This window comes from Cupriavidus sp. H18C2, from assembly GCF_049393795.1.
In the GTDB taxonomy this organism is placed as follows: Bacteria; Pseudomonadota; Gammaproteobacteria; order Burkholderiales; family Burkholderiaceae; genus Cupriavidus; species Cupriavidus pauculus_C.
This window is the reverse complement of sequence record NZ_CP186010.1, coordinates 194,611-214,253: the sequence shown is the minus strand read 5'-3', so window position 1 is coordinate 214,253 and position 19,643 is coordinate 194,611. Positions and strand designations below refer to the sequence as shown.

The window sequence follows — 19,643 nt, the reverse complement described above, 5'->3', positions numbered from 1 at the left end:
TCAGTCGTAGCGGCGCGCGTCCTCGATGGACCGGCCGTCCTGCGGCAGCGATCCCGCCGCCACGAAACGTACCTCGCCGCGCAGCCGCATGACCTCGCGCATCGACTCGGCCACGGCGCGCGCCAGGCCCTCGTCGTCGCGCGTCGCGTCGCAGTGCAGCGTCATCACGTCGGCGCCCACGGTGCCAGTCACCACGAGTCGCGCCGCGCGGATCTCGGGATGGCGCCGCACCACATCGGCCACCTGCCCCGGATGGACGAACATGCCCTTGACCTTGGTGGTCTGGTCGGCCCGCCCCAGCCAGCCCTTGAGCCGGATATTGGTGCGTCCGCAGGGGCTGGCGCGCTGCGCGGAATCGGCGACGATGGCCGACAGGTCGCCGGTGCCGAAGCGGATCAGCGGGTAGTCGCCGTTGCCCAGCACCGTGACCACCACCTCGCCCACCTCGCCCTCGGGCATCGGCTGGCTGCCGCCGGGTTCGACGATCTCCACCAGCACGCCTTCGTCGACCACCCAGCCGTCGCCGCCGTCGGTCTCGAACGCGATCAGCCCGACGTCGGCCGTGCCGTACATCTGCCGCGCCGTGACGCCGTGGTCGCGCAGCCAGCCGCGCAGCGCGGGCGGGCAGGCTTCGCCCGACACCAGCGCCTTCGACAGGCTCGTGCACGGCTGGCCCAGTTCCTCGCCCCGCTCGATCAGCAGCTTCAGGAACGACGGCGTGCCCGCGTAGGCGGTGGGCTGCAGCGCGGCCAGCGCCTGCACCTGCGACTCGGTCTGCCCCACCCCGGCCGGGAACACGCAGCAGCCCAGCCGGTGCGCGCCGGCTTCCATCATCATCCCGGCCGGCGTGAAGTGGTACGAGAACGTGTTGTAGACCAGTTCGCCCGACCGGAAGCCGGCCGCGAACATGGCGCGCGCGGTGCGCCACCAGTCGGCGCCGTGGCCGTCGGGCTCGTGGATCGGCCCCGGCGACTGGAAGATATGGCGCAGGCCGCCCAGCGGCGTGGCGTTGAGCCCGCCCAGCGGCGGCGCCCGGCGCTGGCGCGCGGTCAGATCGGACTTGCGGGTGACGGGCAGTTGCGCCAGCGCCTGGCGCGAGCCGATGTCCCGGGCGTCGATGTCGCACAGCACTTCGGCAAAGTACGGCGCGTGGGCCTGGGCGTGGGCCACCTGGCGGGCCACGGCGGCCAGCAGCGCGGCCTCGCGCTCGGCGGGCGCGCGCGTTTCCAGCAAATCGAAATAATCAGCCATGTCGGTGCCCCCGGAGGTTCAGGCCAGCCAGCGCTTGCGGCGGCGATAGCTCTTGACGTCGCGGAACGACTTGCGCGGCGCGCCTTCGGCGTCGTTGGCGGCCACGCCCAGGTAGAACTCCTTGACGTCCTCGTTGGTGCGCAGCGACTCGGCGTCGCCATCCATCACCACGCGGCCGTTCTCCAGGATGTAGCCGTAGTCCGCGTAGCGCAGCGCCACCATCGTGTTCTGTTCGGCCAGCAGGAAGCTGACCCGCTCGCGCGTGTTCAGGTCGCGCACGATCTCGAAGATTTCCTCGACGATCTGCGGCGCCAGGCCCATCGACGGCTCGTCCAGCAGGATCATCGCCGGCTTCGCCATCATGGCGCGGCCGATGGCGCACATCTGCTGTTCGCCGCCCGACGTGTAGCCGGCCTGCGACTTGCGGCGCGTCTTCAGGCGCGGAAAGTAGGCGTAGATCTTTTCCAGTTCGTCGCGCGTCTGGCCACGGGACAGCCCGCGCGTGTAGGCGCCGGTCAGCAGGTTTTCCTCGATGGTCAGGTGGGCAAAGCAGTGTCGGCCCTCCATCACCTGGATCACGCCGCGCCGGACCAGGTCGTTCGGCGTGAGCTGGTCCACGCGCTGGCCGCGGTACTCGATGGAGCCCTTGGTGACGTCGCCGCGCTCGGCGTGCAGCAGGTTGGAGATCGCCTTGAGCGTGGTGGTCTTGCCCGCCCCGTTGGCGCCAAGCAGCGCCACGATGCGGCCCTCTGGCACATCGAGCGACACGCCCTTGAGCACCAGGATCACGTGGTCGTAGATGACCTCGATGTTGTTGACCGAGAGGAGGGTCATGGTTCTTCGTCCCTATCTTTGGATTGCCGCCCCTCGCCCGACCTGCGGGCGCGAGGCGGCAGCCAGGATCACATCGACGCCTACGACTTGGCGCACGCCGGCGTGATGCCCTTTTCCTTCGCGTACTGCGCGGCGGTGGCCTTGAACAGCGGGTGGATCAGGTTCTTGTTGCCCTCGATCCAGTCGGACACCGTGACCCACTTGGTGCCGTCCCACTGCTGGATCTTCACCTTGCCCGAGCCCTCGTGGTTGTCGCAACTTGTCTTGATCTCGGGCAGCAGGCCCGTGGCGCCAAGCTGCTGCAGCCGCGCGTTGGTCAGATTCAGGTTCTCGAACGCCCAGCGCATCTCGTCGCCGGTCATGACCTTGCCCTTGCCGAACCTGGCTTGCGCCACGCGGATGGCCTCGACGGTCACCACGGCCGCCGACACCCCGCGGTTGTAGAGCACCGAGCCCACCTTGTTGCGGTCCTGCATGTTGCCCTTGTTGGCGCCGTAGACCACCTTCTCGATGTCGGCAATCACCGGCACCGACTTGCCGGCCACGTTCCAGGTGGCGCTCATGTAGCCCTTGGCGGCGTCGCCGGCCGGCACGGTGTCTTCCTCGGACCCGGCCCACCACGAGCCGATCATCTTCTCGCGCGAGAAGCCCACCTTCTGCGCGGCCTTCAGCGCGGTCTGGTTCATCACGCCCCAGCCCCAGAAGATCACGTAGTCGGGGTTTTCCTGGCGGATCTTGAGCCACTGGGCGCCCTGCTCGTTGCCAGGGTGCGCCACCGGGATCTCGACCAGGTTGAACTTGCCCAGCCTGGCCTCGGCCTGCAGCGCCACGATGGGCTCCTTGCCGTAGGCCGAGTCGTGGTACAGGTAGACGATCTTCTTGCCCGCCAGCGACCCGCCGCTCTTCGACGCCAGGTACTTGACGATGGCCGACACCTGCATCTGGTACGTGGTGACCAGCGGGAACGCATACGGGAAGACCGAGCCGTCCACGGCGTCGGTGCGGCCGTAGCCCATCATCACCAGCGGCACCTTGTCGGCGGCGGTCTTGTCGACCAGCGCGTACGAGATGCCGGTCGACATCGTGTGGTAGGCCGTGCCCTTGCTCTGGGCGTTCTTGGCCTTGAGCCGCTCGTAGCACTCCACGCCCTTGGCGTTGTTGTACTCGGTCTCGCACTCTTCCCAGGCCAGCTTCACGCCGCCCACGCCGCCGTCCTTCAGGTTGACGTAGTTCAGGTAGTCGACGAACCCGCCATAGAACGACTGCCCGTTGGCCCCGTACGGCCCCACGCGGTAGCTGGGCAGCGCCACGAACTGCTCGTTGGCCTGGGCCAGCGCCGGCAGCGCGGGCGCCAGCAGGGCAGCGGCGACGCTGACCACCAAGGCGGCGCGCTGCATGTTGCGGAACACGGTTGTCATGACAGTCTCCTTCGCCTCGGACGGGCGTTGTGATGGGTACGTCTACGGTTAGTGCGGGAATGGCCAGAGGCGCAGCTTTTCCTTGGCGATCTGCCAGAGCCGGGCCAGGCCATGTGGCTCGACGATCAGGAAGAAGATGATCAGCCCGCCGAACACCATGAGCTGGATGTGCGAGACTGTTGCGTTCGTGAACGGCAGGTGCAGCAGCGCGGCCAGCGCCGGCAGCACGTTGTCCAGGAAGATCGGCAGCAGCAGGATGAACGCCGCGCCCAGGAACGACCCCAGGATGCTGCCCACGCCGCCGATGATGATCATGAACAGGATGCGGAACGACAGGTCCAGCGAGAAGCCGTCCGGCTCCACCGATCCCAGGTAGCAGAACGCGTACAGCGCGCCGGCCACGCCGCAGTAGAAGGAACTGACCGCGAAGGCCAGCAGCTTGGTGCGCATCAGCGGGATGCCGATCACCTCGGCCGCCACGTCCATGTCGCGCACGGCCATCCAGGCGCGGCCCGTGGCCGAGCGCACGAGGTTCTTGGCCACCATTGCCAGCACCGTGACGATGGCCAGCACGAACAGGTACTTGCGGACCGGCGTGTCGATCGGCAGCCCGAACAGGTCCAGCCGCTGCGCCGTGATCACGCCCGACGAGCTGTTGTTGGACAGCCACGGGAACTTGGTCAGCGCCCAGACCACGAAGAACTGCGCCGCCAGCGTGGCCACGGCCAGGTAGAAGCCCTTGATCCGCAGCGACGGCAGCCCGAACGCCACGCCCACCAGCGCCGCCGACAGCCCCGCCAGGATGAACGTCAGCAGCACCGGGATACCCTCGATGCGCAACTGGAAGTTGTACGCGGCGTAGGCGCCCACGGCCATGAACGCCGCCGTGCCCAGCGAGAGCTGCCCCGCGTAGCCGGTCAGGATGTTCAGCCCCAGCGCCGCCAGCGAGAAGATCAGGAACGGCGTCAGGATGGCGCTGAACCAGTACTCGCTGCCCGTGAACGGGATGACGACGAACGCCACCGCCATCAGCAAACCAAAGAAAATACGATCTTGCCGGATCGGGAAGATCTGGCTGTCGGCAACGTAGCTCGTCTTGAACTGGCCGGATTCGCGGTAGAGCATCTTGGGCCTCCGTCAGACGCGGTCGATATGCTTCTCGCCGAACAGCCCTTCGGGCCGCACGAGCAGGAACAGCAACGCAAACACATACGGGAACCAGCCCTCGATCCCCCCGAAGTTGCCGCCGAACATCGACTGGAACACGGGCGGGATGTAGATCTCGGCCAGCTTCTCGGACGCGCCGATGATCAGCCCGCCGACGATGGCGCCCGGCACCGACGTGAAGCCGCCCAGGATCAGCACCGGCAGCGCCTTGAGCGCGGTCAGCGTCAGCGCGAACTGCACGCCGTTGCGCGACCCCCACAGCATGCCCGCCACCAGCGCGACAAAGCCCGCCACGCCCCAGACGATGGCCCAGATGTTCTGCAGCGGAATGCCCAGCGACAGCGCCGCCTGGTGGTCGTCGGCCACGGCCCGCAGCGCGCGGCCCACCTTGGTGTACTGGAAGAACAGCGCCAGCACCGCCACCAGCACGGCCGCGATCAGCGCGGCGGCCAGGTCGAACTTGGAGATGACGATGTTGAAGCGCGTCAGGATCGACTCGATCGGTTCGTCGACGATGCCAAGCTGGATCGGCCGCACCTCGTTGCCGAACAGCAGCGGCCCCAGCCCCTCCAGGAAGAACGACAGGCCGATGGTGGCCATGAACAGCGTGATCGGCGGCTGGTTGACCAGCTTGCGCAGCACGAACCGCTCGGTGCTCATGCCCACCACGATCATGACGATGAACGCGCCGATCACGGCCGCCCACATCGGCATGCCCTTGTCCATCAGCCCCACCACGGCCAGCGCGGCAAAGTAGACCATCGCGCCCTGGGCAAAGTTGAATACCCCGGACGCCTTGTAGATCAGCACGAAGCCCAGCGCCACCAGCGAGTACATCAGGCCCGACAGCAGGCCGCCGATCAGGATTTCGAAGAAGAAGGTCATGGTCCGTGGCCTTTCAGTGCGAGGTGCCCAGGTAGGCCTTGATCACGTCGGGGTTCGACTTGACCTCGTCGGGCGTGCCGTCGCCGATCTTCTTGCCGTAGTCCAGCACCACGACGCGGTCGGAGACGTCCATCACCACGCCCATGTCGTGCTCGATCAGCACGATGGTCGTGCCGAACTGGTGGTTGACGTCCAGGATGAAGCGGCACATGTCCTGCTTTTCCTCGACGTTCATGCCGGCCATCGGCTCGTCCAGCAGCAGCATCGACGGCTCGGCCGCCAGCGCGCGCGCCAGCTCCACGCGCTTCTGCAGCCCGTACGGCAGCCGGCCCACCGGCGTCTTGCGGATGGCCTGGATCTCCAGGAAGTCGATCACTTCCTCCACCTTGCGGCGGTGGCGCACCTCCTCGGCCCGCGCCGGCCCCCACCAGAGCGCGTGGGCGAACAGGCCGGTGCGGAACTGCGTGTTGCGGCCGGTCATGATGTTGTCCAGCACGGTCATGCCCTTGAACAGCGCGATGTTCTGGAACGTGCGCGCAATGCCCTGGCGCGCCGCGGCGGTGGGGTGCATCTGCCGACGCTCCTCGCCCCGGAACACGATGCGGCCCTGCTGCGGGTGGTAGACGCCGTTGATCACGTTCAGCATCGAACTCTTGCCCGCGCCGTTGGGGCCGATGATGGCGCGGATCTCGTGCTCGCAGACGTCGAACGAGATATCGGTCAGCGCCTTCACCCCGCCAAACGACAGCGAGATGTTCTGCAGGTCCAGGATCACGTCGCCGCGCATGCGGGCCTGCGAGGTGGTGTCCGCGCGGTGCGCGTCGCCGGGGCGCGGGCCGTCGCCGGGCGCGCCTTCCGTATGCCCGGCCGGGCTGATCGCGCCGGGCGGGACCATCGTGCCCGCGGCGTCCACGCGCGCCATGCCGCCCTGCCATGCTGTCCGGGTTGCCGTCATCTGTGCTTCTCCCTGTCCCATGGCTCAGGCCGCGCGCGCCCCGCCCACGGGCGGGAAGCGCTTGACGTCAACCAGCTTCAACGTGGCCGACACGCTGCCTTCGCGGCCGTCCTCGAACTTCACGCGCGTGTCGATGAACTGTTCCGGCTTGCCCGCGTACAAGGCGTCCACCAGCACGGCGTACTTCTCGGCGATGAACCCGCGCCGCACCTTGCGCGTGCGCGTGAGTTCGTCGTCGTCGGGGTCCAGCTCCTTGTGCAGGATCAGGAAGCGCGCCACCTGCGAGCCGGCCAGCATCGCGTCGGCCGCCAGGTCGGCGTTCACCTGCTCCACGCACTCGGCGATCATGGCGATGACCTCCGGCTGGGCCGCCAGGTCCACGTAGCCCGCGTACGGCAGGTGCCGGCGCTCGGCCCAGTTGCCCACGGCATCGAAATCGATGTTGATGAACGCGCAGACGCGGTCGCGGTCCGTGCCGAACGCCACGGCTTCCTTGATGTACGGGAAGAACTTGAGCTTGTTCTCGATGTACTTGGGCGCGAACATCGATCCGTCGGCCAGCTTGCCGACGTCCTTGGCGCGGTCGATGATCTTCAGGTGGCCGTCGGCGTCGATCACGCCGGCGTCGCCGGTCATGAAGTAGCCCTCGTCGTTGATTGCCTCGCGCGTGGCGTCGTCGCGCTTGTAGTACGCCTTGAGCAGGCCCACGCCGCGCACCAGCACCTCGCCGTTGTCGGCAATGCGGATCTCCATGCCGGGCGCGGCCGGGCCCACGGAATCGAACTTGACCTGGCCGTCCGGCTGCAGGCACACGTACGCGCAGGTCTCGGTCTGGCCGTAGAACTGCTTGAGGTTGATGCCGATGGAGCGGTAGAAGCGGAACAGGTCCGGGCCGATGGCCTCGCCGGCCGTGTAGCCCACGCGGATGCGGCTCATGCCCAGCACGTTGCGCAGCGGGCCGTAGATCAGCGCCTCGCCCAGCGCGTAGCGCAGGCGGTCTGGCGCGGACACCGGCCGGCCGTCGAGGATGTCGGCGCCGCAGCGGCGCGCCACGCCCATCGCCCAGTCAAACAGCTTGCGCTTGAGCCAGCCCGCGTCCTCCATGCGGATCATCACCTGCGTGAGCAGCCCCTCGTAGATGCGCGGCGGCGCGAAGTAGTAGGTCGGGCCGATCTCGCGCAGGTCGGTCATCACGGTCTCGCGCGACTCCGGGCAGTTGACCGTGAAGCCGGCCACCATCGCCTGCGCGTAGGAGAACAGGTTGTCGCCCACCCAGGCCATCGGCAGGTACGACAGCACGTCGTCGTCCGGTCCCAGCCCGTCGAACTGGCAGCCGTTGCGCGCCGCGCCGATCAGGCCCGCGTGCGCGTGGCACACGCCCTTGGGCTTGCCGGTGGTGCCGGACGTATAGAGGATGATCGCGGTGTCGTCGGGCTGGCCGGCCTGCACCTGCGCGTCGTAGAAGCCAGGGTTGGCGCGGTCGTACTCGCGGCCAAGCTCCTGCACGCGCTCGTACGACAGCAGCGACGGGTGATCGTAGTCACGCAGGCCGCGCGGGTCTTCGTAGATAAGGTGGCGCACGGTGCGGCCGCGCGTGGCGAGCTGCGCCTCAACTTCCAGCAGCTTGTCCACCTGCTCCTGGTCCTCGACGATGGCGAACTCGATCTCGGCATCGTCCAGCACGTAGACCATCTCGCCCGCGATGGCGTCCTGGTGCAGCGGCACCGGCACGCCGCCCAGCGCCTGCGCGGCGGTCATCGCCCAGTACAGGCGGGGGCGGTTGTCGCCAACCACGGCCAGGTTCATGCCCCGGCGGAAACCCAGCGCGGCCAGCCCGCACGCCAGCGCGCGCACTTCCGCCGCCGCCTGCGACCAGCTATAGGTCTGCCAGATGCCGAGGTCCTTTTCGCGATAGGCCGGATGGTCTGGCCGCTGCAGGGCATGCGCCTGCAGCCATCGCGGGAAGGTCGTTGCCGACGTGTCCTGCATCGCTGTCTCCTCTCCCCTGCGGATGGCGTAGGGGCCATGCCGGGTATCAAGCCGCCAGACCGGTGTCTATACTGGGCGTTTCGCGGGGTTGCCGCACCGCGTCACGCCCGCCTTGCCTGGTTGGGTGAGGATTGCTGGCAGGGCCGGTTCCGTGTGATCGTAAGATAGCCGATGCCTTTTCCCCCGGTTGTCGCGCCGGCGACAATTCCGGGTTAATCCCTACGGGAGCCCCATGTCCAACGCTTCGTGCCACGACTTCATCGACCGCTGCGCCTGGGCCGTCGACCTGAGCCCCGACCAGCGCGACCGCGTCAAGCGCGTGGCCACCGTGCGCGAGTACGCACAGGGCGACTACGTCTGTCACAAGGGTGAAATGGCCGAGCACTGGCTGGGCGTGGTTGAAGGCATCGTCAAGATCACCACGGTGTCGCCGTCGGGCAAGTCCGTCACGTTCACCGGCGTGCCCACCGGCGGCTGGTTCGGCGAAGGCGCCGTGCTCAAGCAGGAAATCCGCAAGTACGACGTGATGGCGCTGCGCCGGTCACGTATCGCTTTCGTCCCGCGCGAGACTTTTCAGTGGTTGCTGGATACCAGCCTGCCGTTCACGCGCTTCCTGCTGATGCAGTTCAACGAGCGCCTGGGGCAGTTCATCGCGGCAGTGGAGTACGAGCGGCTGCGCGACATCGATTCGCGCGTGGCGCGCGCGGTGTCGTCGCTGTTCAACGAACACCTGTACCCGGGCATCGGATCGACGCTGGAAATCTCGCAGGAAGAAATCGGCCTGCTGGCCGGCATCTCGCGCCAGCGCGCCAACCAGGCGCTCAAGGTGCTGGAACAACAGGGGCTGGTGCGCGTGGACTACGGCGTGATCGACGTGCTCGACCTGGAGGGGCTGCGGCAGTATGGGGAGTAGCGGTGTGTACTTGCCGGGTTCTGCTCCCCTCTCCCGCGCGCGGGAGAGGGGTTGGGGGTGAGGGCCGGCGTCCCCAGCTGCCACGGTGGCAGCTTGCACCGCCTCACCCTCTCCCCCGGCCTCTCTCCCGCCTTGCGGGAGAGAGGAGAAAACCAGGAAACCCGGCTTACTTCGAGTACACGTACACCCCGCGCCCCGTCTTCCGCCCCAGGTATCCCGCCGCCACCATTTCGCGCATCAGCATGGCCGGGCGGTATTTCGGGTCGGCGAACTCGGTGTAGAGCACTTCCATCACGGCCAGCATCGTGTCCAGGCCGATCATGTCGGCCAGGGCCAGCGGGCCGATGGGGTGGTTGCAGCCGAGCTTCATGCCTTCGTCGATTTCCTCGGGCGACGCCAGGCCCTCGCCCAGCACGCAGAACGCCTCGTTGATCATCGGGCAGAGGATGCGGTTGACCACGAAGCCGGGGCTGTTCTTCACCGTGATCGGGTACTTGCCGAGCTGCCGCGCCAGCGCCTCCACGTCGGCGTGGGCCGCGTCGCTGGTCTGCAGGCCGCGGATCAGTTCCACCAGCGCCATCAGCGGCACCGGGTTGAAGAAATGCATGCCGATGAAACGGTCCGCGCGCGACGTCACCGCCGCCAGCTTGGTGATCGAGATCGACGACGTGTTCGACGCGATGATCACGTTCGGCCCGGCGATTGCGTCGATCTGCTTCAGGATCTTGACCTTGAGATCGTAGTTCTCGGTGGCGGCCTCGATGACGATGTCGGCGCGCTTCAGGTCGTCATACGACGTGCTGCCCTGGATACGGGCCAGCGCTGCCGCCTTGTCGGCCTCGGTGGCCTTTTCCTTCTTGATCAGGCGGTCCAGGCTGCCCGCCACCGTGGCGATGCCCTTTTGCACGGCGGCGTCGCTGATGTCGACCATCACCACATCGAGCCCCACCACCGCGCACGCCTGCGCAATGCCATTGCCCATCGTGCCGGCACCCACGATGCCTACTGTCTTGATTGCCATGACTGCTTCCTTGCTCTATCGGAGGGTTGTAACGGATTCGGATCGGATTACCGCTTCGCCAGCGTGGCGGCCAGCCGCTCGGCGTGCGCCTTGAGCACGTCCATGCTGGCCTGCTCGCGGGCGTGGCCGCGCAGGGCCTGGCTGGCGTAGCGCGGCACGATGTGGAAGTGCACGTGCGGCACGGTCTGGCCGGCGGCGGCGCCGTTGAACTGGCTGATGACGATGCCGTCGGGCGCGAAGGTTTCGCGCACCGCGCGCGCCACGATCTGCGTGGTGCGGATGGCGGCGGCGGCGCCGGCCTCGGACAGGCCGAACAGGTCCACGGCGGCCTCCTTGGGCACCACCAGCGTGTGGCCGTCGGACTGCGGCATGATGTCCAGGAACGCGATCGTGTCGGCGTCCTCGTACACCTTGAAGCTGGGAAGTTCGCCGCGCAGGATGCGGGCAAAGATATTCTGGCTGTCGTACTCGGATTGCATGGCGGTTTTACGAAGTTCGCGGTTCGGGAGGGACGTGCGGAAACGCCGAGTTTAGCCCCAGCGTCCCGCCGCGTGAACCACCCGCCCGCGCGATTTCCGCCTACATGTTGCGCCGGTACTGCCCGCCCACCTCGAACAGCGCGTGCGTGATCTGCCCCAGCGAGCACACGCGCACCGCGTCCATCAGCACCGCGAAGACATTGCCGTTGTCGATCACGGCCTGGCGCAGGCGGTCCAGCATGGCGGGCGCGTCACCGGCATGGCGCGCATGGAATTCCGCCAGGCGGGCAAGCTGGCTCTGCTTCTCGTCCTCGCTGGACCGCGCCAGTTCCAGCGATTGTGGCGTCGGGTCGCCATTCGGGTTGCGGAATGTGTTCACGCCGATGATCGGCAGCGTGCCGTCGTGCTTGAGCTGCTCGTAATACAGCGATTCCTCCTGGATCTTGCCGCGCTGGTAGCCGGTCTCCATCGCGCCCAGCACGCCGCCGCGTTCGGCAATGCGCTCGAACTCCTGCAGCACGGCCTCTTCCACGAGGTCGGTCAGTTCCTCGATCAGGAAACTGCCCTGGTTCGGGTTCTCGCAGCGGGCCACGCCCCACTCGCGGTTGATGATGAGCTGGATCGCCAGCGCCCGGCGCACCGATTCGGCCGTGGGCGTGGTGATCGCCTCGTCATAGGCGTTGGTGTGCAGCGAGTTGCAGTTGTCGTAGATGGCAATCAGCGCCTGCAGCGTCGTGCGGATGTCGTTGAAGTCGATCTCCTGCGCGTGCAGCGACCGGCCCGACGTCTGGATGTGGTACTTGAGCTTCTGGCTGCGCTCGTTGGCGCCGTACTTGTCGCGCATCGTCACGGCCCAGATGCGGCGCGCCACGCGGCCCAGCACGCTGTACTCGGGGTCCATGCCGTTCGAGAAGAAGAACGACAGGTTCGGCGCAAAGTCGTCCACGTGCATGCCGCGCGCCAGGTACGTCTCCACGTAGGTGAAGCCGTTGGCCAGCGTGAACGCAAGCTGCGAGATCGGGTTGGCGCCGGCCTCGGCGATGTGGTACCCGGAGATCGACACCGAGTAGAAGTTGCGCACCTGGTGGTGCACGAAGTACGCCTGGATGTCGCCCATCACCTTCAGCGAGAACTCGGTGCTGAAGATGCGCGTGTTCTGGCCCTGGTCCTCCTTGAGGATGTCGGCCTGCACCGTGCCGCGCACGTTCTGCAGCACCCAGGCGCGGATCTTCGATTCCTCGTCCGCGGTCGGCTCGCGGCCGTTGTCGGATCGGAATTTGTCCAGATTCTGGTCGATGGCGGTGTTCATGAACATCGCCAGGATGGTGGGCGCCGGGCCGTTGATCGTCATCGACACCGACGTGCTGGGGCTGGTCAGGTCAAAGCCGTCGTAGAGCACCTTCATGTCGTCGAGCGTGGCGATCGACACGCCCGAGTTGCCCACCTTGCCGTAGATGTCCGGCCGCTCGTGCGGGTCCTCGCCGTACAGCGTGACCGAGTCGAACGCGGTGGACAGCCGCTTGGCGTCCATGCCCTCGGAGACGAGCTTGAAGCGCCGGTTGGTCCGGAACGCGTCGCCTTCGCCCGCGAACATGCGCGTGGGGTCCTCGCCCTCGCGCTTGAACGCGAATACGCCGGCCGTGTACGGAAAGCTGCCCGGCACGTTCTCGCGCATCAGCCATTTCAGGATCTCGCCGTCGTCCTCGAAGCGCGGCAGCACCACCTTGCGGATCTTCGTGCCCGACAGCGTGGTGGTGACCAGCCCCGTGCGCAGCTCCTTGTCTCGTATTTTTACGATGTACTCGTCGCCGCCGTAGGCCGCCTGCATCTGTGGCCACATGGCCAGCAGCTTGCGCTCGACGGCGCCCAGCGCGGCGTCGCGCTCGCCGGCGAGCGATTCCAGCGCGCCGCCGTCGGCATCGCTGCCCGACGCCTTGAGCATGCCGCGCGCCGCGCGCAGTTGCTGGCGCTCGCGGGCCAGCCGGCTCTGCTCGGCCACGCGGCGATGGTAGGCGCGCACCGTATCGGCCAGCTCCGCCAGGTAGCGGCTGCGCGCCGGCGGCACGATCACGTTCTGGCCCGTGGAAATACGCCCGGCCAGCCTGGGCAGGCCGCCCGGCTGCAGCGCCAGCCCGTGCCCGGCCAGCGCCTGCGCCAGCCCCTGGTACAGCATGGTCACGCCGTCATCGTTGAAGCGCGATGCCTGGGTGCCGTAGACCGGCATGTCCTCGGCCTTGCTGTGCCATTGCTCGCGGTTGCGCTGCACCTGCTTGGCCACGTCGCGCCAGGCGTCGTGGGCGCCCTTGCGGTCGAACTTGTTGATCGCCACGAAATCGGCAAAGTCGAGCATGTCGATCTTTTCTAGCTGACTGGCCGCGCCAAACTCGGGCGTCATCACGTACAGCGACAGGTCCACGTGCGGCACGATGGCCGCGTCGCCCTGCCCGATGCCCGACGTCTCCACGATCACCAGGTCGAAGCGGGCCGCCTTGCACGCGGCAATCACGTCCGGCAGCGCCTGCGAGATTTCCGAGCCGGCCTCGCGCGTGGCCAGCGACCGCATGAAGATGTTCGGGTGGTTGATCGCGTTCATGCGGATGCGGTCGCCCAGCAGCGCCCCGCCCGACTTGCGCCGCGACGGGTCGATCGAGATCACGGCGATCGACAGCGCGTCGTGCTGGTCCAGCCGGAAGCGGCGGATCAGCTCGTCGGTCAGCGACGACTTGCCCGCGCCGCCCGTGCCCGTGATGCCCAGCACCGGCGTGGTGGCGGCCCGCGCGGCGTCGTGCAGCGCGCCAACCAGGCCGGGGGCGGCCTGGCCGTTTTCCAGCGCGGTGATGAGCTGGGCCAGCGCGCGGCGGTCGCCTTGCGACACGGGGTCGAGCGTGGCCGGCGCGTAGCGCGTCAGGTCGATGTCGCAGCGCTGCACCATGTCGGCGATCATGCCCGCCAGGCCCATGCGCTGGCCGTCCTCGGGGCTGTAGATGCGCGCCACGCCGTACGCCTGCAGCGCGCGGATCTCGTCCGGCACGATCACGCCGCCACCGCCGCCGAACACCTGGATGTGCTCGCCGCCGTGCTCGCGCAGCATATCGATCATGTACTGGAAGTATTCGACGTGGCCGCCCTGGTAGCTGGAGATGGCGATGCCCTGCACGTCCTCCTGCAGCGCGGCGGTGACCACCTCGTGCACGGACCGGTTGTGGCCCAGGTGGATGACCTCGCAACCGTGCGACTGCAGGATGCGCCGCATGATGTTGATCGACGCGTCGTGGCCGTCGAACAACGACGCCGCGGTGACAAAGCGCACCTTGTTGGCCGGGCCGCCGGCCTGCGCCGCCTGCGGCCGGGCGGCCGCCGTCCTGCTCACATCCGAAAGATCAGTCATTGTCTCCACCGCTCTGTTATGTGGCTGGCTGCCCGGTGTGGCTGGCTGGCGTGCCGGCGGTTCTGGCGACCGCGCTCACAGGGGCCGGACGATTATATGACGTTTACGTTAACGTAAGTCCAGGGACGCGGGTAAGCACCGATCGTCTCTGCCGGCATCGTCTCACAGCGGGGTACGGAGCAGAAGGGCCCGGAGACCGCCCCTGCGCCGCGGGAGGTCGGCGCAGGCGGGATGGCGGTTCCGGATCCCAGGAGAAAGCGGGGGTGGCGGGCGGCGCGCCGGGGTCAGGCGTGCACGCGCGGGCAGTCGCCGAAGGCGTCGGTCTTGCGTTCGCCCCAGCGGCGCGCCAGTTGGCGGATGACGAATACCGCCCGGCGCAGCGACCACGGCGCCGGCGTCTCGGCAAGCTGGAAGCGCGCGGCGCCGCCGTCGGCCGACAGCCAGACGCGGTCGCCTTCGGTCAGCACGTGGGTATCGCCGGCGCGCAGCCAGATATCGCGCGGATGGCCTTCCACGGTCAGCCACAGGCTGCCTTCCAGCGCGGTCACGCTCTGGCCGTGGCGGGCGCGCCAGCCCACCGGCCGGCCGGTTTCGTCGAGTTCGAATGTCCTGAGTTCACGCATCGGTGTCTCCTTGCCTTGCCCGGCGCAGCCGCTCTGGATCAAGGGATCGGGCGGATTAGGGGGCGCTGCGCCATGGCCACATTTATCCACGGCGGCGACTACAATCCCATGCACAGTTCCGAACAGTTTTCGTTGGACTGTTCAGTAGTTTCGACTGACACTTGCCGCCCCCGTCACTTATGCAACTCGTAATCGACCCATCCACGGGCGTCCCGCTGACCGAGCAGATCGTGCTGGGCGTGAAGACGTGGATCAGCTCCCGCGAGGCCGCGCCCGGCGCGCGCCTGCCATCGATCCGCGCGCTGGCCGCCGAGCACCGGATCAGCCGCTTCCCGGTCATCGAGGCGTACGACCGGCTGGTGTCGCAGGGGCTGGTCGATTCGCGCCAGGGCTCGGGCTTCTACGTGGCGGAGAGCGCGCTGACCGGGCGGCAGGGCCGGGGCTGGTCGGACCCGAGCCTGGCCGAGGACCTGTCCGAGCACATCATCGACCAGTTCCACCACCCCAGCGGCATGCTGAAGCTGGCCGGCGGGTTCGTGCCCGAGGAATGGCGCGACGTGGAGGGCCTGACGCAGGCCATCCGCCACATCACGCGGCATGACATCGACAGCGTGATCCACTACGCCACGCCGCTGGGCCACCCGGCGCTGCGCAAGCACGTGCTGACGCGCGTGCGCCAGGTGGGCATCGAGGCCGACCTGACGCAGGTGCTGATCACCTCGGGCGCCAGCCAGGCGCTGGACCTGATCGTGCGCCACCTGCTCAAGCCCGGCGACACGGTGTTCGTCGAGGACCCCGGCTACTACAACCTGTTCGGCCTGCTGCGCATGCACGGCGTGCAGCTGGTGGGCGTGCCGCACACGCCGAACGGGCCCGACCCCGAAGCCTGCGAGCGGCTGCTGCGCGACCACAAGCCCAAGCTGTTCTTCACCAACAGCGTGCTGCAGAACCCCACCGGCTCCACGCTGTCGCCGCCGGTCGCGTTCCGGCTGCTGGAACTGGCGCGGCGGCACAACTTCCGGTTCGTCGAGGACGACATCTTCTCGGACTTCCAGCTCAACTTCACCGACCGGCTGGCCACGCTGGACCAGCTTGAGCACGTGATCTACATCGGCGGCTTCTCGAAGACCGTGTCGGCGGCGCTGCGGGTGGGGTACCTGGTGGCGGACAAGACGCTGATCAAGGACCTGATCGACGTGAAGGTGCTGACCAGCGTGGCGGGATCGCACTTTGCCGAAGCCGTGACGGCGGCGATGCTGGAGCGCGGCGCCTACCGCAAGTACGTGGAACGGCTGCGCGTGCGCACGCGCGAGGTGACGGCCGGCGCGGTCAAGATCCTGGGCCAGTACGGCTGGGAAGTGTTCTGCGAGCCGGCCGGCGGCAACTTCCTGTGGGCCCGCGCGCCCGGCATCGACGATTCGCGCGAGCTGGTGGCGATGGCCGAGACCCAGGGCATCGCGCTGGCGCCGGGCCATTTCTTCCGGCCCGGCGGCGAGACGTCGGCCTGGGTGCGCATCAATTCGGCCTATGCCGGCGAGCCGCGCTCGCGGGCGTTCTTCGAGCAAGCGGGCCGCCGCTGATCAGCCCTGGGCGTCGCCGCCGTGGTTGTGCAGCACGGCGTTGCGGCGCGAGTAGGCAAAGTAGACCACCAGCCCCAGCGCCAGCCAGCACAGGAACGCGATCCACGTGAGCGCCTGCAGGTGGGCCATCAGGAACACGCAGAACGCCACGGCCAGCAGGGGCACCACGGGCACGCCGGGGCAGCGGAACGTGCGCGGCAGGTGCGGATGGGTGCGGCGCAGGACCAGCGTCGCCACCGCGATCAGCGTGAACGCCGACAGCGTGCCGATGTTGATCAGCTCGGCCAGCACGTTCAGCGGCACGAAGCCGGCAATCGTGGCAAAGACGATGCCCACGGTCCACGTGGCCTTGAACGGCGTGGCGTGGACGGGATGCACCTCGGAAAGCTTCTCGGGCAGCAGGCCGTCGCGCGACATCGCAAAGATGATGCGCGTCTGGCCGTAGGTCATCACCAGGATCACCGTGGTCATGCCCAGGATGGCGCCCAGGTCGACAAACCCGGCCACCCAGTTCTGCCCGGCGTACTGCAGCGCCAGCGACACCGGATGGTCCACGCCCGCGAACTTGGCGAACGGCACGATGCCGGTCATGATGGCCGACACGGCCACGTACAGGATGGCGCAGACCGCCAGCGAGCCGACGATGCCGATCGGCAGGTCGCGGCCGGGGTTGCGCACCTCCTCGGCGGCCGACGTCACCGCATCGAAGCCGATGAACGCGAAGAACACCAGCGCCGCCGCATTGAAGATGCCCGACAGCCCGAACGGCGCGAACGGCTGCCAGTTGGCCGGCTGCACGTGCCAGACGCCCACGGCGATGAACAGCAGCACCACGCCCACCTTGATCGCCACCATCACGTTGTTGAGCCGCGCCGACTCGCGCACGCCGTACGACACCACCCAGGTAATCGCCAGCATGATCAGGATGGCCGGCAGGTTGACCACGGTCTCCACGCCCGGCACCGCCCCCGGCGCGGCGGTCAGCGCGGCCGGCAGCCGGATGCCGAAGCCGGCGATCAGCGACTGGAAGTAGCCCGACCAGCCCACCGACACGGCCGACGTGGCCAGCCCGTATTCCAGCAGCAGGTCCCAGCCGATCATCCACGCGACGATCTCGCCCAGCGTGGCGTAGCTGTAGGTGTAGATCGAGCCGGACACAGGAATTGCCGACGCAAACTCTGCATAGCACAACGCTGCAAAGCCACAGGCCATGGCCGCGATCACGAACGACACGGTCAGCGCCGGCCCGGCCGTCAGCGCGCCCGTGCCGGTCAGCACGAAGATGCCGGTGCCGATGATGGCGCCGATGCCCATCAGCACCAGATCCACGGGGCCCAGCACCTTGCGCAAGCCGTCGTGCTCGCTGACGTCGAGCATCGATTCAATGTTCTTGGTGCGGAATAGGCTCATGAGGGGCTCCGGGCGGTCAGTCGGGTGCATCGGGTGCATTGACTATAGGTTGTACCAGTCGCGCCGGCGGCCGGAACCGCACATCTCGTGGAAGGCGGGGGCCGCCGGCGAGGGCGCGATGATACACGGGGCCGCCGGCCAACAAAAAGCGCTCCACGAGGGAGCGCTTGCTGGGTCGGGGCGGAGGGTGCCGCCCTACTTCGCCACCGGCATCGTGAACTCGGCGCCCTTGGCGATGCTGTCCGGCCAGCGCTGCATCACGCTCTTGTAGCGCGTGTAGAAGCGCACGCCTTCCTCGCCGTAGGCGTGGTGGTCGCCGAACAGCGAGCGCTTCCAGCCGCCAAACGAGTGCCACGCCATCGGCACCGGGATCGGCACGTTGATGCCGACCATGCCCACCTGGATCTGGCGCGCGAACGCGCGGGCGATGCCGCCATCGCTGGTGTAGCACGACACGCCGTTGCCGAACTCGTGGGCGTTGATCAGGTCCACCGCCTCGGCAAAGTCGTGCACGCGCACCACCGACAGCACCGGGCCGAAGATCTCTTCCCTGTAGATCGTCATGTCCGGGCGGACGTTGTCGAACAACGTGCCGCCGACGAAGAAGCCGTTCTCGTGACCGTCCACCTTGTGGCCGCGCCCGTCGGTCACCAGCGTGGCGCCCTCGGCCACGCCCTGGGCGATATAGCCCTCGACCTTGGCCTTGTGCGCGGCCGTGACCAGCGGGCCCATCTCGGCGTCGCCTTCCATGCCGTTGCGGATCTTCAGCGACGCGGCGCGCTCGGCCAGGCGCGGCACCAGCCGGTCGGCCACGTCGCCCACGGCCACCGCCACCGAGATCGCCATGCAGCGCTCGCCGGCCGATCCGTAGGCGGCGCCCACCAGCGCGTCCACGGCCTGGTCCAGGTCCGCGTCCGGCATCACCACCAGGTGGTTCTTGGCCCCGCCCAGCGCCTGCACGCGCTTGCCGTGCTTCGTGCCTTCCGTGTAGATGTACTCGGCGATCGGCGTGGAGCCGACGAACGACAGCGCCTGCACGTCGGGGTGGGCCAGCAGCGCGTCGACGGCCACCTTGTCGCCCTGCACCACGTTGAACACGCCGTCGGGCAGGCCGGCCTGCTTGAGCAGGTCGGCAATCAGCAGGCTGGGCGACGGGTCGCGCTCCGACGGCTTCAGCACGAACGTGTTGCCGCAGGCCAGCGCCACCGGGAACATCCACATCGGCACCATGACCGGGAAGTTGAACGGCGTGATGCCGGCCACCACGCCCAGCGGCTGGCGCAGGTTCCAGTTGTCGATGCCGCCGCCGATGTTGTCGGTGAAGTCGGTCTTGAGCAGGTTCGGGATGCCGCAGGCAAACTCCACCACCTCGATGCCGCGCGTCACCTCGCCGCGGGCGTCGGAAAACACCTTGCCGTGCTCGCGCGTGATCAGCGCGGCCAGGTCGTCGTGGTGCTTGTCCAGCAGTTCCTTGAACTTGAACAGGATGCGCGCGCGGCGCAGCGGCGGCGTCTCGGCCCAGGCCGGCCAGGCGGCCTTGGCGGCGGCCACCGCGGCGGCCACGTCGTCGGTGCTGCCCATGGCCACGCGGGCCGCCACGGCGCCGGTGGCCGGGTTGAACACGTCGGCAAAGCGGTCGGCGCCCGCGCGCTGCACGGTGCCGCCGATGTAGTGATGGATTTCGGCGATCTGCCGGTTTTCTGCGATGTTCACTGCGGTCTTCCTCTGGT

15 protein-coding genes are annotated in these 19,643 nt (G+C 68.0%); 2 read left to right on the top strand and 13 right to left on the bottom strand.

Annotated features, from left to right (window positions below):
* The 7 genes from EPAKOI_RS01000 to EPAKOI_RS00970 form a co-directional block, all read right to left on the bottom strand.
* The gene (locus EPAKOI_RS01000) at positions 1-1,251 is read right to left on the bottom strand and encodes a phenylacetate--CoA ligase family protein (RefSeq protein ID WP_423192750.1); all 1,251 of its coding nucleotides are present in this window, start codon (positions 1,249-1,251) and stop codon (positions 1-3) included.
* 18 nt (positions 1,252-1,269) lie between these two features.
* The gene (locus EPAKOI_RS00995) at positions 1,270-2,085 is read right to left on the bottom strand and encodes an ABC transporter ATP-binding protein (RefSeq protein ID WP_124682613.1); all 816 of its coding nucleotides are present in this window, start codon (positions 2,083-2,085) and stop codon (positions 1,270-1,272) included.
* An 80-nt stretch (positions 2,086-2,165) separates the two neighbouring features.
* Positions 2,166-3,503: an ABC transporter substrate-binding protein gene (locus EPAKOI_RS00990; protein WP_313838987.1), complete on the bottom strand. Its 1,338-nt coding sequence runs from the start codon at positions 3,501-3,503 to the stop codon at positions 2,166-2,168.
* A 48-nt stretch (positions 3,504-3,551) separates the two neighbouring features.
* Positions 3,552-4,628: a branched-chain amino acid ABC transporter permease gene (locus EPAKOI_RS00985; protein ID WP_423192749.1), complete on the bottom strand. Its 1,077-nt coding sequence runs from the start codon at positions 4,626-4,628 to the stop codon at positions 3,552-3,554.
* Positions 4,629-4,640: 12 nt separating this feature from the next.
* The gene (locus tag EPAKOI_RS00980; RefSeq protein WP_124682616.1) at positions 4,641-5,555 is read right to left on the bottom strand and encodes a branched-chain amino acid ABC transporter permease; all 915 of its coding nucleotides are present in this window, start codon (positions 5,553-5,555) and stop codon (positions 4,641-4,643) included.
* Between the two features lie 13 nt (positions 5,556-5,568).
* The gene (locus EPAKOI_RS00975) at positions 5,569-6,510 is read right to left on the bottom strand and encodes an ABC transporter ATP-binding protein (protein WP_423192748.1); all 942 of its coding nucleotides are present in this window, start codon (positions 6,508-6,510) and stop codon (positions 5,569-5,571) included.
* A gap of 24 nt (positions 6,511-6,534) precedes the next feature.
* Positions 6,535-8,499, bottom strand: a complete 1,965-nt coding sequence (locus EPAKOI_RS00970) for an AMP-binding protein (RefSeq protein ID WP_423192747.1) — start codon at positions 8,497-8,499, stop codon at positions 6,535-6,537.
* A gap of 232 nt (positions 8,500-8,731) precedes the next feature.
* Between EPAKOI_RS00970 and EPAKOI_RS00965 the strand changes: the two genes are divergently transcribed.
* Positions 8,732-9,412, top strand: coding sequence for a Crp/Fnr family transcriptional regulator (locus EPAKOI_RS00965; RefSeq protein WP_423192746.1), 681 nt, complete (start codon positions 8,732-8,734; stop codon positions 9,410-9,412).
* A 166-nt stretch (positions 9,413-9,578) separates the two neighbouring features.
* Here the strand turns inward: EPAKOI_RS00965 and EPAKOI_RS00960 are convergent, their stop codons facing one another.
* The 4 genes from EPAKOI_RS00960 to EPAKOI_RS00945 form a co-directional block, all read right to left on the bottom strand.
* On the bottom strand, positions 9,579-10,433 hold the full coding sequence (locus tag EPAKOI_RS00960; protein ID WP_313838984.1) for a 3-hydroxybutyryl-CoA dehydrogenase: 855 nt from the start codon (positions 10,431-10,433) through the stop codon (positions 9,579-9,581).
* Positions 10,434-10,480: 47 nt separating this feature from the next.
* The gene (locus EPAKOI_RS00955) at positions 10,481-10,912 is read right to left on the bottom strand and encodes an HIT family protein (RefSeq protein WP_423192745.1); all 432 of its coding nucleotides are present in this window, start codon (positions 10,910-10,912) and stop codon (positions 10,481-10,483) included.
* 100 nt (positions 10,913-11,012) lie between these two features.
* Positions 11,013-14,300 (bottom strand): fused isobutyryl-CoA mutase/GTPase IcmF, encoded by a 3,288-nt coding sequence (gene icmF, locus EPAKOI_RS00950; protein WP_423192744.1) that lies wholly within the window; start codon positions 14,298-14,300, stop codon positions 11,013-11,015.
* Between the two features lie 284 nt (positions 14,301-14,584).
* Entirely contained in the window at positions 14,585-14,923 is a 339-nt protein-coding gene (locus EPAKOI_RS00945; protein ID WP_423192743.1) for a DUF2917 domain-containing protein, read from the bottom strand.
* Between the two features lie 179 nt (positions 14,924-15,102).
* Between EPAKOI_RS00945 and EPAKOI_RS00940 the strand changes: the two genes are divergently transcribed.
* Complete coding sequence (locus EPAKOI_RS00940) at positions 15,103-16,503, top strand: PLP-dependent aminotransferase family protein (protein WP_124682624.1); 1,401 nt, start codon at positions 15,103-15,105, stop codon at positions 16,501-16,503.
* Here EPAKOI_RS00940 and EPAKOI_RS00935 read toward each other — a convergent pair whose 3' ends face one another.
* Entirely contained in the window at positions 16,504-17,913 is a 1,410-nt protein-coding gene (locus EPAKOI_RS00935) for an amino acid permease (protein ID WP_124682625.1), read from the bottom strand.
* A gap of 195 nt (positions 17,914-18,108) precedes the next feature.
* Positions 18,109-19,626, bottom strand: coding sequence for a CoA-acylating methylmalonate-semialdehyde dehydrogenase (locus EPAKOI_RS00930; protein ID WP_124682626.1), 1,518 nt, complete (start codon positions 19,624-19,626; stop codon positions 18,109-18,111).
* Between the last annotated feature and the right edge of the window lie 17 nt (positions 19,627-19,643).